This window comes from Segeticoccus rhizosphaerae (assembly GCF_009192725.1).
Lineage (GTDB): Bacteria > Actinomycetota > Actinomycetes > Actinomycetales > Dermatophilaceae > Segeticoccus > Segeticoccus rhizosphaerae.
Map to the genome: position 1 here is coordinate 1 of NZ_VOHR01000091.1, position 12,559 is coordinate 12,559.

Sequence of the window (12,559 nt, forward strand, 5' to 3'; positions counted from 1 at the left end):
CCGCGCCCACGCCGCCGCGGTCGGCAGCCTCCTTGGCCGCGGCGGCGTGGGCGCGGTCGCGAGCGAGCTCACCGGAGCGCTGGTACTCGGCGAACCTCGCCGCCTCCTGCTGCTGGTAGGTCAGCTGGTCGGCCGCGGCGGTGGTCTGGCCCGTGTCCACCTGGGCGCCGACAGCGGCATACCCGGCAGCGGACGCCGCGAGCGCGGAGACGACGAAGGTCGCGGCGACGGCCGGGCGACGCAGCGCCTTGACGGGTCGCAGCAGAGAGGCGCCGGCACGGTGCCTGGCGGGAGTGCGCTGGACGCGCTGGATCTTCTGGGGCATGCGGGGTAGGTCCTCCAAGGAACAGGCCGCCCCGATGGGGACGGCCTGTGTGGTGCACGATCAAAAACTGTGCGTTATCAATTCGAGATCTGGCCCAGTCACCGTGCCAGAATCGACCGACATCGCAAAATCGGCTCCCCGCCCGTCCGTGCTCAGCGCGGCCGGTGGCTGTGACCAGTGCCTCATCCGGCGACCACCTTCGCAGCACGGCGCGGCCCCCCGCAGATCTTGTCCACACCCCTCCCCTGCCTCTCGTGGGACGGGCCCGGCGGACCTGCGCGCCGGGACGGGGCGGTCAGCTCTCGGCGCCCTCCTCGAGCAGGTCGGTCACCAGTGCGGCGATCGGGCTGCGCTCGCTGCGGTGCAAGGTGACGTGCGAGAAGAGGGGGTGGCCCTTGAGCTTCTCGATGACCGCGGCGACGCCGTCGTGGCGGCCGACCCGGAGGTTGTCGCGCTGCGCGACGTCGTGGGTGAGCACCACGCGGGAGTTCTGCCCGATCCGCGACAGCACGGTGAGCAGCACGTTGCGCTCCAGCGACTGGGCCTCGTCCACGATCACGAAGGCGTCGTGCAGCGAACGACCGCGGATGTGCGTCAGCGGCAGGACCTCGAGCAGCTCACGGTCGACGATCTCCTCGACCACCTCGCGGGAGACCACTGCGCCGAGCGTGTCGAAGACGGCCTGGCCCCAGGGCCCCATCTTCTCGTTCTCGGTGCCGGGCAGGTAGCCCAGCTCCTGTCCCCCGACGGCGAACAGGGGGCGGAAGACGACCACGCGGCGGTGCTGGCGGCGCTCCATGACCGCCTCGAGACCGGCGCACAGGGCGAGGGCGCTCTTGCCGGTGCCGGCTCGTCCGCCGAGGCTGACGATGCCCACGTCGGGGTCGAGCAACACGTCGAGGGCGATCCGCTGCTCGGCGCTGCGGCCGTGCAGCCCGAACGCGTCGCGGTCTCCCCGCACGAGCCGCACCGACTTGTCGGCCACCACCCGACCGAGGCCGCTGCCGCCCGGACCGAGCAGGACCAGGCCGGTGTGGCACGGGAGCTCGCGGGCCTCCTCGAGCTCGAGCCGGCCGTCGGCGAAGAGCGTGTCCAGCTGCTCGGTGCTGACCTCGAGCTCGGCCATGCCCGTCCACCCGCTGTCGACGGCCAGCTCGGCGCGGTACTCCTGCGCGTCCAGCCCCACCGCCGAGGCCTTGACCCGCATCGGCATGTCCTTGCTGACGAGCGTGACCTCGGCACCTTCATCGGCCAGGTTGCGCGCCACCGCGAGGATGCGGGTGTCGTTGTCCCCCAGGCGGAATCCCGACGGCAGCGACGACGCGTCGGTGTGGTTGAGCTCGACCCGCAACGTCCCGCCGTCGGTGCCGATCGGCACGGGAGCATCGAGCCGGCCGTGCTCGACGCGCAACCCGTCCAGCAGCCGCAGCGCCTGCCGGGCGAAGTAGCCCAGCTCTGGGTGGTGCCGCTTGGCCTCGAGCTCGGTCACGACCACGACGGGCAGCACGACCTCATGTTCGGCGAAGCGGACCATGGCACGGGGATCGGACAGCAGCACGGAGGTGTCGAGGACGTAGGTCTTGCCCGACGAGGTCGGGCTCACGGGCGCGCTGGCGGACGAACGGCGGGGCGAAGTCATATGAGGCTCCTCGTCGCAGCGCACGGTGCGTTACGACTTCTCGCGGACCGGATGCCGGAACCGGGCCCGCACCTGACGGCGGGACCGGGACCGGCCCTCCGTCCGGAGCTGCGTTCGCTCCATGAGGCGGGCCTCCCGGACGCGGGACGGGTGCCTCGCGTCAAACCCACGGTATGCCGGGTGCCCGCCTTCGCGCTGCATTTGCCCCGGCGCGTCCGATCAGATGGAGCCCGAGCGCCAGGCAGCGCGTCGAGGAGCCGCCGCGGGGAGAACGACCGGAGCCGGCGCTGGGGACCTCGCGCCCGAGGTCAGCCTCCGTAGCGACGTTCGCGCTCGGCATACGCACGCAGAGCACGCAGGAAGTCCACGCGCCGGAAGTCCGGCCAGAAGGCCTCACAGAAGTAGAACTCGCTGTGGGCGCTCTGCCAGAGCAGGAAGCCCCCCAGCCGCTGCTCGCCGGAGGTGCGGATGACCAGGTCGGGATCGGGCTGTCCCTTGGTGTAGAGGTGCTCGGCGATGTGCTCGACGTCGAGGTCCTCGGCGAGCTCCTCGATGGTGGTGCCGCGCGCGGCGTGCTCCTGGAGCATCGACCGGACCGCGTCGGTGATCTCGCGCCGGCCACCGTAACCGACGGCCACGTTGACGAGCAGCCCGTCGATCCCGCTGGTGGCGTCGGCGGCCTCCTTGAGCCGCAGGGCGGTCTGGGTGGGGAGCAGGTCGAGGGCGCCGACCGGGTGCAGTCGCCAGCGGCCGTCGGCGGCGAGGCCACCCACCGTCGACTCGATGATGGCCAGCAGCGGGGTGAGCTCGGTCGCCGGGCGGGTCAGGTTGTCGGTGGACAGCAGCCACAGCGTGACCACCTCGACGCCTGCGTCCTCGCACCACTCGAGCAGCGGCGAGATGTTGTCGGCGCCGGCCTGGTGGCCGTCCTGGGTGGTGCCACCGTTGGCGCGGGCCCACCGGCGGTTGCCGTCGAGCATGACACCGACGTGGCGCGGGAGGCGGTCCTGCGGCAGCTTGGCCGCGAGCTGTCGCTCGTAGGGCGCGTACAGGAGCTTGCTCCACCGCGGCATCCTCGGCATCCGGATCTCCTCGTCGACCAGCCTGTCTCCCCGGGGGTCAGGGTACTCCGCGGGGGTGGGAAATCGCCGCAGGCCGGGATTCGTCGGACCTACTCTTGGGTAACTTACGAGTCCGTAGGTTACGCTGGGCCCATGAGCAGCCAGCCGACGACGCCCGACGCCCCGCGCTCGGAACGCCTCGACGCCGTCGTGGCGGCGGTCAAGCCCCGGCTGCGAGGGTGGATCCACGCCGGCACGTTCCCCCTGGCGCTCGCGGCCGGCATCGTGCTGGTCTGCCTGGCACCCACCACCAAGTCGAGGATCGCCGCAGCGGTGTTCGGCCTCACCGCTGCGATGCTCTTCGGGACCTCCGCGGTCTACCACCGAGGCACGTGGTCTCCCCGGTTGCAGGGACTGTTGAAGCGGTTGGACCACTCCAACATCTTCTTGATCATCGCGGGCACCTACACCCCCTTCGCGCTGCTCCTGCTGCCCGCCCACGACGCCAAGGAGCTGCTGCTCATCGTCTGGTCCGGAGCCGTCGCGGGGGTGCTCTTCCGGGTGTTCTGGGTGGGCGCTCCACGCTGGCTCTACACGCCGATCTACGTCGCGCTCGGCTGGGTGGCCATCTTCTACTTCGGCCCGTTCCTCCAGCACGGCGGCGTCGCGCTGGTGACCCTGATCGCGGTCGGTGGTTTCCTCTACACCCTCGGCGCCATCGTCTACGGCACCAAGAAGCCCGACCCGTCACCGCGCTGGTTCGGCTTCCACGAGATCTTCCACGCCTTCACCGTCGCCGCGTTCGCCGCGCACTACATCGCGGTGTCTATGGCGATCTACGGCGCCTGAGAGTCGTCCCCGCGTCCGTCGCCGGGCCGCTTCGGTGGTCTTGGCGTGCCGTCGGTCCCGTCGCCGGGCGGCTCCGTTCCCCGACCCGGCCGGGGGTCGGTGCCACCGGGCCCGCCGTCGGGATTCGCTGACCTCTCGCGCTCGGCTGCCGCCCGCTCCGCCTCCAGCCGTGCCTCCTCGCGGTAGCGCACCCGCCGGATCCGGGCAAACATGTTGCGCATCAACAACCAGAGCGCGATCGCGAGGAAGAAGAAGACGAGAAAACCGCCGATCCCGGCGGTGACGCTGACGTCCTCGTCGGCGGCCAACGCGATCACGAGCGCTCCCCGGTGCCGTCGAAGGCCAGCTCCAGGCCACCCCGGCGCGCGAGGGCGTCGGCCTCGTCGAGGCTCGGGATGCCCGCGAACAGGTCGTCCTCGATCGGTTCGACCGGGACGTAGGACAGCGCGGCCTCGTAGTCCTCGGTGGGCCACAGCCGCTGCTGCATGTCCAGCGGCACCCGGAACCACGACCCACCCGGGTCCACCTGGGTCGCGTGTGCCAGCAGGGCCGCGTCCCGCTGCGGGAAGTAGTCGGCGCACGGCACCCTCGTGGTGATGGTGCGCTCGCCCCGCTCCTCCCAGCGCTTCATCCACTCGGTGTAGGGAGACTCCATGCCGGCTGCCTCCATCGCCTCGTGGAACGTCTGGATCCGGCCCTTGGACAGCGTCTGGTTGTAGTACAGCTTCAGCGGCTGCCACGCGTCACCGGCGTGCGGGTATGCCGACCCGTCACCCGCCGACCGGAAGGCCGACATGGACACGGTGTGGCACATCACGTGGTCCGGGTGCGGGTAGCCGCCATTCTCGTCATACGTCGTCATCACGTGCGGACGGAACTCGCGGATGACGCGCACCAGCGCCTCCGTCGTCACCTCGAGGGGCTCCAGAGCGAAGCAGCCTTCGGGCAGCGGCGGCAGCGGATCGCCTTCTGGCAGACCGGAGTCGACGAAACCCAGCCAGGTGTGCCGCACCCCCAGGATCGCCTGCGCCTTGGCCATCTCCTGGCGGCGCACCTCCGGCATGTTGCGCAGGATCTGGGGATCGTCCTTGAGCCCGGGGTTGAGCACGTCGCCGCGCTCGCCGCCGGTACACGACACCACGAGCACGTCGACACCGTCCGCGACGTACTTCGCCATCGTCGCCGCCCCCTTGCTCGACTCGTCGTCGGGGTGCGCGTGCACCGCCATGAGCCGTCGCCGTTCGACCACCTGCACACCTCTACCGTGGGATAACTGACAATGGGTTGGCGCCCATCATCGCACCCGCGCCCCGGCGCCTCACGCACCCCACGAAGGAAGGTCGGCCCCGTGCCTGCAGAGACGTCCACGAGCGCCGACCCCAGCCAGCGCAAGTGGTGGTTCATCGCGGCCGTCGGCATCTCGATCGGGGTGGCGATCGCGATCTGGTTCGGCGTCTCGGCGAGCACCGGCCGACCGCTGTGGACCGACGTGGGATACCAGGTCAGGAACGACCAGGTGGTCCGGGTGACCTACGACCTGACCCGTCCCGTTGGCCGCGAGGTGGTGTGCACGGTTCGGGCCCTGGACGTCCACCACGGCACCGCGGGCAGCATCACGGTCACCGTGCCGCCGGCGCAGCAGAAGACCACCCGCGAGACCACCCTGGTGCAGACCACACACCGGGCGGTCACCGGCCTGGTGGACACATGTGTCTTTCCCGGGCAGGAGGGCTCGTAACCACTTCGTCACCTGATGTTTGGACGCATTCTTGCTATCCTGATGACTTCACCACGTGGGTCTGGGCCCGATGATCGGCAACGATCAGGGTCCGGACCTTCTTGTTTGGCTCCTCGCCGTTCCTCGGTGCTGCCCGGAGCCGGACGACCCGGAACAAGGAGTGTCAAGTGACCGACAGCGCGACCACGGCCAGCTACCTGACCCAGGAGGCGTACAACCGCCTCAAGGCTGAGCTCGACCGCCTCTCCGGCGAGGGACGCACCGAGATCGCCCAGAAGATCGAGGTGGCCCGCGACGAGGGAGACCTCAAGGAGAACGGCGGCTACCACGCAGCCAAGGAGGAGCAGGGCAAGATGGAGGCCCGCATCCGCCAGCTGACCCAGCTGCTCGACAACGCCACGGTGGGCCAGGCGCCCCCGGACGACGGCGTCGTCGAGCCGGGCATGGTCGTCACCGTCGACCTCGACGGCGAGGAGCTCACCTTCCTGCTCGGCAACCGCGAGATCGCCGACGGCAGCGACCAGGTCGACGTCTACAGCGAGAAGTCCCCACTGGGCATGGCGATCATGGACAAGAAGGTCGGCCAGACGACGTCGTTCTCGGCGCCGAACGGCAAGGACCTCGAGGTCAAGGTCCTCGCCGCCAAGCCCTACGCGGGCTGAGCCGCCTCGCCGCGCGCACCGTGGTGCGCGCGGCGTCGGCCGGTCAGCGGCTGGCCGAGCGGCGGTACTGCCAGTTGGCCAACGGCACGAACACGATCAGCACCGCCACCGCCCAGATGAGGGTGTAGAGGGCCGGGTGCTGCAGGGCCCACGAGGCGGGGTCGACCGCGGTGGGGTCGGGGTTGGGGTTGCCGAACAGGTTGCGTGCGGCCTGGGTGACCGCCGAGACCGGGTTCCACGCCGCGAAGGTCTGCAGGGGTCCGGGGAGCGTGCCCAGGGGCACGAAGGTGTTGGCCACGAAGGTCATCGGGAAGATCACGATGAACGCCGCGTTGTTGACCACCTCGGGACTGGGCACGAGCATCCCGATCCAGGCCATCACCCACGAGATGGCGTAGGCGAAGACCAGCAGCACGAGGTAACCGCCGACGGCATCGAGGAACGACGTGCGGATGCGCCACCCCACCAGCAGGCCGGTCAGCGACATGACGACCAGGACGATGACGTTGTTGAGGACGTCGGAGAAGGTGCGTCCGGCCAGCACCGCCGACTGCGCCATCGGCAGCGACCGGAACCGGTCGATGATCCCCTTCTTGACGTCCTCGGCCAGGCCCGCGCCGGTGATCGTCGCACCGAAGATCACGGTCTGGGCGAAGATCCCTGCCACGAGGAACTCGCGGTAGCCCGCCCCGCCGCCGGATCGGTCGATGGCGCCGCCGAAGACATAGGCGAACAGCAGCACGAACATGATCGGCTGCAAGGTGGTGAAGACCAGCAGGTCGGGCACCCGCTTGATCCGGATCAGGTTGCGCTTGGCGACGACCAGCGCATCACTGATCGCGTAGGCGAGGCTCATCAGATCTCCTTCCTGGCCATCACGTGCTCCCCCGCGCGGCGCTGCCGGCCGTCGGTCTGGTGCTCCGGGTGGCCCCCGCGGGCACGTTGACCCGCCCCATCCGTGCCCGGGTCACCCGCACCACTGCCGGAGCTGTCCGTCCCACCGCCGCGGCTGCCGCCACGGCTGTCATCGGCCTGGTGGCCGGCCCGCTCCGCGCTCGCCCCGTGGCCGGTCAGCGACAGGAAGGCGTCATCCAGGGTCGGCCGCCGGATGCCGATGTCCTGGACCTCGATACCGGCCGCGTCGAGCCGGCGGACCGCCTCGATCAGCCCCGCCGTGCCACGGTCGCTGGGCAGGGTGATCCGCCGCACGTGCTCGTCGACCTCGGCGACCCCACCGGGACGGCTGTCCTCGAGCAGGACGCGGGCCTCGACGAGTCGAGCCTGGTCGGCGATGACCACCTCGAGACGCTCACCACCGACCTGCGCCTTGAGCTGGTCCGCGGTGCCCTCGGCGATCACCTTGCCGTGGTCGACCACGATGATGTTGTCAGCGAGGCGGTCGGCCTCCTCGAGGTACTGCGTCGTGAGCAGCAGCGAGGTGCCGCCCTCGACCAGGGTGGTGATCACGTCCCACATGTCGCCGCGACTGCGCGGGTCGAGCCCGGTGGTGGGCTCGTCGAGGAAGAGCACCGGCGGCCGCGCGACGAGCGCTCCGGCGAGGTCGAGCCTGCGCCGCATGCCGCCCGAGTAGGTCTTCGAGGGCCGGTCGCCGGCGTCGCTCAGGTCGAACTGCTCCAGCAGCTCCCGCGCCCGCGCTCGTGACGCACGACGGCCGAGGTGGTAGAGCCGGCCGATCATGTCGAGGTTCTCGAAGCCGGTGAGGTGCTCGTCGACGGCGGCGTACTGGCCCGAGACGCCGAGGCTGTCGCGGGCCCTGGCGGGGTCGGCCAGGACGTCGATACCGGCCACCTCGGCCCGCCCGGCGTCAGGGCGCAGCAGCGTGGTCAGCACCCGCACCGCGGTCGTCTTGCCGGCACCGTTGGGTCCGAGGACCCCGAGCACGGTGCCCTCGGGCACGGCCAGGTCGAGCTGGTCGAGGGCTCGCACCGTTCCGTAGTGCTTGACCAGTCCTTCGGCGACCACGGCATACGTCATGGGTCGAGCCTGTCATCCGGCCCAGACATGCGGCGACTGGTTTGTTGCGGGCAGGGGGTTTCGTCCATGTGGGGTCAGACCGGCGCGTCGCCCGGGACTCATCGCCCCCTCGTGCGGATCTTCGCGACGTTCGGGTCACGCGCCGCGGCGAACGGCAACAGTGATCGGTGCGGCGAAGGCGCCTGCGGCGCGAAACGGTATGCCGTGAGGCCACCTGGCGACCCCGGCTCACCTGCGGTCAGTCGAAGATCGGCTCGTAGCCCCGCTCGCGCATCGCCGCGACCACCGCCTCCTTGTGCGGCGCGCCCTTGGTCTCGACCTGCAGCCCGATCTCGACCTCGTCGACCCGCAACGACGTCCCGGTGCGCACGTGCTCGACCTCCAGCACGTTGGCGTCGGCGCCCGCGAGCGTCTCGAGCAGGCCTGCCAGTGATCCCGGGCTGTCCGGCACCCGCACCCGAAACTGCAGGTAGCGCCCGGCAGCGGACAGCCCGTGCCGGATGATCCGCAGCAGAAGGAGCGGGTCGATGTTGCCGCCCGACAGCACGGCGACGATCGGCCCGTCATACGCGCCCTCTCCGGCCTCGAGCAGGCGCGCGACGGCCGCCCCACCGGCAGGCTCGGAGACCAGCTTGGCGCGTTCGAGCAGGAACAGCAGCGAGCGGGACAGGGTCTCCTCGCTCACGGTCTCGATCTGGTCGACCAGCTCGGAGACGATCGCGTAGGGCACCTCGCCGGGACACCCCACGGCGATGCCGTCGGCCATCGTGCTCATCTTGCCGAAGGGCACCGGGTGACCGGCCCGCAGCGAGAGCGGGTAGGCCGCGGCCTTCTCGGCCTGCACCCCCACCACGCGCACGTCGGGGCGCTGGTTCTTGACCGCGGTGGCGATCCCGGCGAGCAGGCCGCCTCCCCCGGTGCTGACCACGATGGTCTTGACGTCCGGGCACTGCTCGAGGATCTCCAGTCCGCAGGTGCCTGCCCCGGCGACGATGTCCTGGTGGTCGAAGGGGTGGATCAGGACCGCGCCGGTCTCCTGCTCGAACTCCTTGGCGCGCACCAGGCAGTCGTCGATGGTCTCGCCCAGCTGCTCCACGGTCGCCCCGTAGCCGCGGGTCGCGAGAAGCTTGGGGATCGGCGCGCCCAGGGGCATGAAGACGGTGGCCCGGATGTCGAGCAGCTGGGCGGCGAGCGCGACGCCCTGCGCGTGGTTGCCGGCGCTGGCGCAGACCACACCGCGCTCCTTCTCCTCGTCGGAGAGCCGGCTCATCCGGGTGTAGGCGCCACGGATCTTGAACGAGCCCGCGCGCTGGAGGTTCTCGCACTTGAGCCACGTGTCGACCCCGGTCCGACTGCTCAGCGCGCGACTGAACTCCAGCGGGGTGGCCTCGACCGTCCCGCTGAGCAGCTCGCGCGCGGCGAGGACGTCGTCGAGGGAAACGGGCAGCGTCGTGGAGGCCATGACGGCAGCGTATCGACGTGCTCGGGCGCCGTCGCGCCGGACGGGCCCGACGAGGCGCACGCCTGACGGCGAGCGGCACAGGCAGGGGTGTGCCGTTCGCCGGCAACTGTGCGACTCACCGGCCGGAGGTCAGCCGCCCCCGCCGGCCGTCTGGGCGAGGGTGCCCAGCAGCGCGACCAGCAGCAGCCCCCCGACCGCCATCATGGCGATGCTCGGGCCCTTCGCGGGCAGCGCCGCCGGGTCGGTCCGCTCACGCACGCCGCGCTGGTGCCGCTTCCACCGGCGGATGCCGAGGACGAGGAGCACCGCGGCAATGAGCAGGACCAGCATGTTGGCGGTGGCCTGACCGGCAGCCGCAGCCGAGTCGGCAGCCACGGCACTCGTCACCAGCGTCATGACCGGCATGGTGTCATGGCCCCTGGTGGCACGACGACTCGCACGGTCGCCGACGACGGACCTGGTGGGTGAGGGGAGCGGTCAGGCCCGGGGCAGCGCCCGCTCGAGGTCGGCGACCAGGTCGTCGGCGTCCTCGATGCCGACCGAGAGACGGACCAGGTCGGCGGGCACCTCGAGCTCGGTGCCGGCCACGCTGGCGTGCGTCATCCGTCCCGGGTGCTCGATCAGCGACTCGACGCCGCCCAGCGACTCCCCCAGGGTGAACACCGTGGTCCTGGCGCAGAGGTCGACGGCCGCCTGCTCGCCCGCCTTGACCTGGAAGCTGACCATCCCGCCATACCGGAGCATCTGCTTGGTGGCGACGTCGTGGCCGGGGTGCGTCGCGAGCCCGGGGTAGTGCACGGCGCTCACGGCCGGGTGGTCCTGGAGGAAGGCGACGACCTTCTCGGCGTTGTCGCAGTGCCTGTCCATGCGCAGGCCGAGCGTCTTGAGGCCGCGCAACACCAGCCACGCGTCGAACGGGCCCGCGACGGCACCCATCGAGTTCTGGTGGAACGCAATGCGATCGGCCGCGTCCTCGAAGCCCGCGACGTCGATCTGCCGGGCCGTGACGACTGCGCCACCGACGACGTCGCTGTGTCCGCCGCAGTATTTCGTCGTGGAGTGCATGACCACGTCGGCACCCAGGGCGAGCGGCTGCTGGAGGTAGGGCGTCGCGAAGGTGTTGTCGACCGCGAGCAGCGCGCCGGCCTCGTGCGCCACGTCGGCGACGGCGCGGATGTCGGCGATGCCCAGCAGCGGGTTGGTGGGGGTCTCGACCCAGACGACCTTGGTCTGCCCGGGCCGGATCGCCTGGCGCACGGCGTCGACGTCGGCGATCGCGGCAGCGGTGTGTTCGATGCCCCACGGCTGGGCGACCTTGTTGATCAGCCGGTAGGTGCCGCCATAGGCGTCGGTCGGCACGACGACGTGGTCGCCCGGCCGCAGCAGCGCCCGGATCACCGTGTCCTGACCGGCCAGGCCGGACGCGAACGCGAAGCCGCGGCCACCCTCCTCGAGCGCGGCGAGGCACTCCTCGAGCGCGGTGCGGGTCGGGTTCGCCGAGCGGGAGTACTCGTAGCCCTCCCGCAGCCCGCCGACGCCGTCCTGCTTGTAGGTCGAGACCTGGTAGATGGCGGGCACGACCGCGCCGGTGCGCCGGTCGGGCTCCTGTCCGGCGTGGATGGCGCGGGTCGAGAAACCGCTGGGTCGGGCGTCGTGGTCGGTCATGCCCCAAGGCTAACCGTGTGAGCTCGCGCCCGGTCGCACAGCCCGTCACGCCACCCCCACCCCCAGCCCAAGCCGCGGACGACGCGAGGAATCGCGCGCGATCCAGGGGCGGTCTCGGTCAGGTCGGGACCGGCGGCGGTGTGCGTCAGATGGCGGGGTCGGGGCCGCTCGCGGGCCGCACCCGGGGAATCGTGAGCGCCGGCAGGGAGACGTGGATGATCGGCCCGATCGACAGGGCGAACAGCACCGTCCCGACCCCGAGGTTGCCGCCGAGGATCCAGCCGATGATGACCACGCTGACCTCGATCGAGGTGCGGACCAGTCGCACCGAGCGGCCGGTCCGGCGCACCAAGCCGGTCATCAGGCCGTCTCGTGGGCCCGGGCCGAAGCTCGCGCCGATGTAGGCCGAGCTGGCCACGCCGTTGATCACGATCCCGGCCAGCAGCAGGCCGATCCGGCTGGCCATGGCGTCGACCTGAGGGAGCCAACTGAGGAAGACGTCGAGGCACGCCCCGATCACGAGGACGTTGCTCACGGTCCCGAGGCCGGGCTTCTCGCGCAGCGGGATCCACAGCAGCAGCACGACGGCACCGACGATGATCGACCACACGCCGATGCTCAGGCCGATCTGACGCACGAGGCCCTGGTGCAAGACGTCCCAGGACATGACGCCGAGGTTGGCGCGCACGATGAGAGCCTCGCCGAACGCGAAGGCGACCAGCCCGGCATACAGCTGGATCAGGCGGCGGGGCATGGGCGCAGCATCTCACCGCGCCGATCTGCCCTGCCTCCGGCTCCCACCTGTCGGACCGACTTCAGGCCTCGACGACCTTGTCCTTGACGACCTTGACCGCCACCTTGGCGAGCGGCCGGGGCGCCGGCCCGCTCACGTTGTCGCCGCTGGCGAGCGCGTAGACCGAGCCGTGGCAGGGGCACTTGAACTCGCCGCCCTGGGGCGCGACGGTGCATCCCATGTGGGTGCAGATCGCTGAGAACGCCACGATGGTGCCCTCCTTCGGCTGCGCCACGACCAACGGCCTGCCGGCGGCGTCCTGCGCCGCGACGCCGCCGCCGACGGGAACGGCCGAGAGGGCCACCAGGTCAGCCCCGGAACCCCCGGACTGGCCACGGGGAGCGGAGGAGTCCGGCGCGCTGCTCCCGGG

At 71.0% G+C, this 12,559-nt stretch carries 15 protein-coding genes; 3 read left to right on the plus strand and 12 right to left on the minus strand.

From position 1 onward, the window contains the following. The 3 genes from FRW57_RS09590 to FRW57_RS09600 all read right to left on the minus strand — a co-directional run. Positions 1-325: hypothetical protein (locus FRW57_RS09590; RefSeq protein WP_152185900.1), on the minus strand; the 325-nt coding region annotated here is incomplete at its 3' end. 295 nt (positions 326-620) lie between these two features. Then, positions 621-1,964, minus strand: coding sequence for a PhoH family protein (locus tag FRW57_RS09595; RefSeq protein ID WP_137119854.1), 1,344 nt, complete (start codon positions 1,962-1,964; stop codon positions 621-623). A gap of 308 nt (positions 1,965-2,272) precedes the next feature. Then, positions 2,273-3,037 (minus strand): isoprenyl transferase, encoded by a 765-nt coding sequence (locus FRW57_RS09600; protein WP_137120021.1) that lies wholly within the window; start codon positions 3,035-3,037, stop codon positions 2,273-2,275. 141 nt (positions 3,038-3,178) lie between these two features. Here FRW57_RS09600 and trhA point away from each other — a divergent pair, with 141 nt between their 5' ends. After that, positions 3,179-3,874, plus strand: a complete 696-nt coding sequence (gene trhA / locus FRW57_RS09605; protein ID WP_137119855.1) for a PAQR family membrane homeostasis protein TrhA — start codon at positions 3,179-3,181, stop codon at positions 3,872-3,874. On the opposite strand, the gene FRW57_RS09610 is transcribed toward trhA, so the two are convergent. Next, positions 3,862-4,191 (minus strand): hypothetical protein, encoded by a 330-nt coding sequence (locus tag FRW57_RS09610; RefSeq protein WP_137119856.1) that lies wholly within the window; start codon positions 4,189-4,191, stop codon positions 3,862-3,864. The genes trhA and FRW57_RS09610 overlap by 13 nt on opposite strands. Further along, complete coding sequence (mca, locus tag FRW57_RS09615) at positions 4,188-5,102, minus strand: mycothiol conjugate amidase Mca (protein WP_137120022.1); 915 nt, start codon at positions 5,100-5,102, stop codon at positions 4,188-4,190. The genes FRW57_RS09610 and mca overlap by 4 nt, the downstream gene beginning before the upstream one ends. Before the next feature lie 120 nt (positions 5,103-5,222). On the opposite strand from mca, the gene FRW57_RS09620 reads away from it, so the two are divergent. Next, entirely contained in the window at positions 5,223-5,612 is a 390-nt protein-coding gene (locus FRW57_RS09620; RefSeq protein WP_162308100.1) for a DUF4307 domain-containing protein, read from the plus strand. A gap of 167 nt (positions 5,613-5,779) precedes the next feature. Then, positions 5,780-6,274: a transcription elongation factor GreA gene (greA, locus tag FRW57_RS09625; protein WP_137119858.1), complete on the plus strand. Its 495-nt coding sequence runs from the start codon at positions 5,780-5,782 to the stop codon at positions 6,272-6,274. Between the two features lie 43 nt (positions 6,275-6,317). Here the strand turns inward: greA and FRW57_RS09630 are convergent, their stop codons facing one another. The 7 genes from FRW57_RS09630 to FRW57_RS09660 all read right to left on the minus strand — a co-directional run. Next, positions 6,318-7,130 carry an ABC transporter permease gene (locus FRW57_RS09630; protein WP_137119859.1) on the minus strand — a complete coding sequence of 271 codons (813 nt, stop codon included), beginning with the start codon at positions 7,128-7,130 and terminating at the stop codon, positions 6,318-6,320. Continuing rightward, positions 7,130-8,269: an ATP-binding cassette domain-containing protein gene (locus FRW57_RS09635; protein WP_137119860.1), complete on the minus strand. Its 1,140-nt coding sequence runs from the start codon at positions 8,267-8,269 to the stop codon at positions 7,130-7,132. Before FRW57_RS09635 ends, FRW57_RS09630 begins: the two co-directional genes overlap by 1 nt. A 238-nt stretch (positions 8,270-8,507) precedes the next feature. Beyond that, positions 8,508-9,731 (minus strand): threonine ammonia-lyase, encoded by a 1,224-nt coding sequence (gene ilvA, locus FRW57_RS09640; RefSeq protein ID WP_202911347.1) that lies wholly within the window; start codon positions 9,729-9,731, stop codon positions 8,508-8,510. A 129-nt stretch (positions 9,732-9,860) separates the two neighbouring features. Beyond that, a complete protein-coding gene (locus tag FRW57_RS09645) occupies positions 9,861-10,127 on the minus strand; it encodes a hypothetical protein (protein WP_137119861.1) in 267 nt (88 codons plus the stop codon). 81 nt (positions 10,128-10,208) lie between these two features. Continuing rightward, positions 10,209-11,396: a cystathionine gamma-synthase gene (locus tag FRW57_RS09650; RefSeq protein ID WP_152185901.1), complete on the minus strand. Its 1,188-nt coding sequence runs from the start codon at positions 11,394-11,396 to the stop codon at positions 10,209-10,211. A 145-nt stretch (positions 11,397-11,541) separates the two neighbouring features. Beyond that, the gene (gene yczE / locus FRW57_RS23145; protein WP_162529323.1) at positions 11,542-12,150 is read right to left on the minus strand and encodes a membrane protein YczE; all 609 of its coding nucleotides are present in this window, start codon (positions 12,148-12,150) and stop codon (positions 11,542-11,544) included. A 61-nt stretch (positions 12,151-12,211) separates the two neighbouring features. Continuing rightward, on the minus strand, positions 12,212-12,559 hold a 348-nt coding region (locus tag FRW57_RS09660), incomplete at its 5' end, for a Rieske (2Fe-2S) protein (protein WP_152185902.1).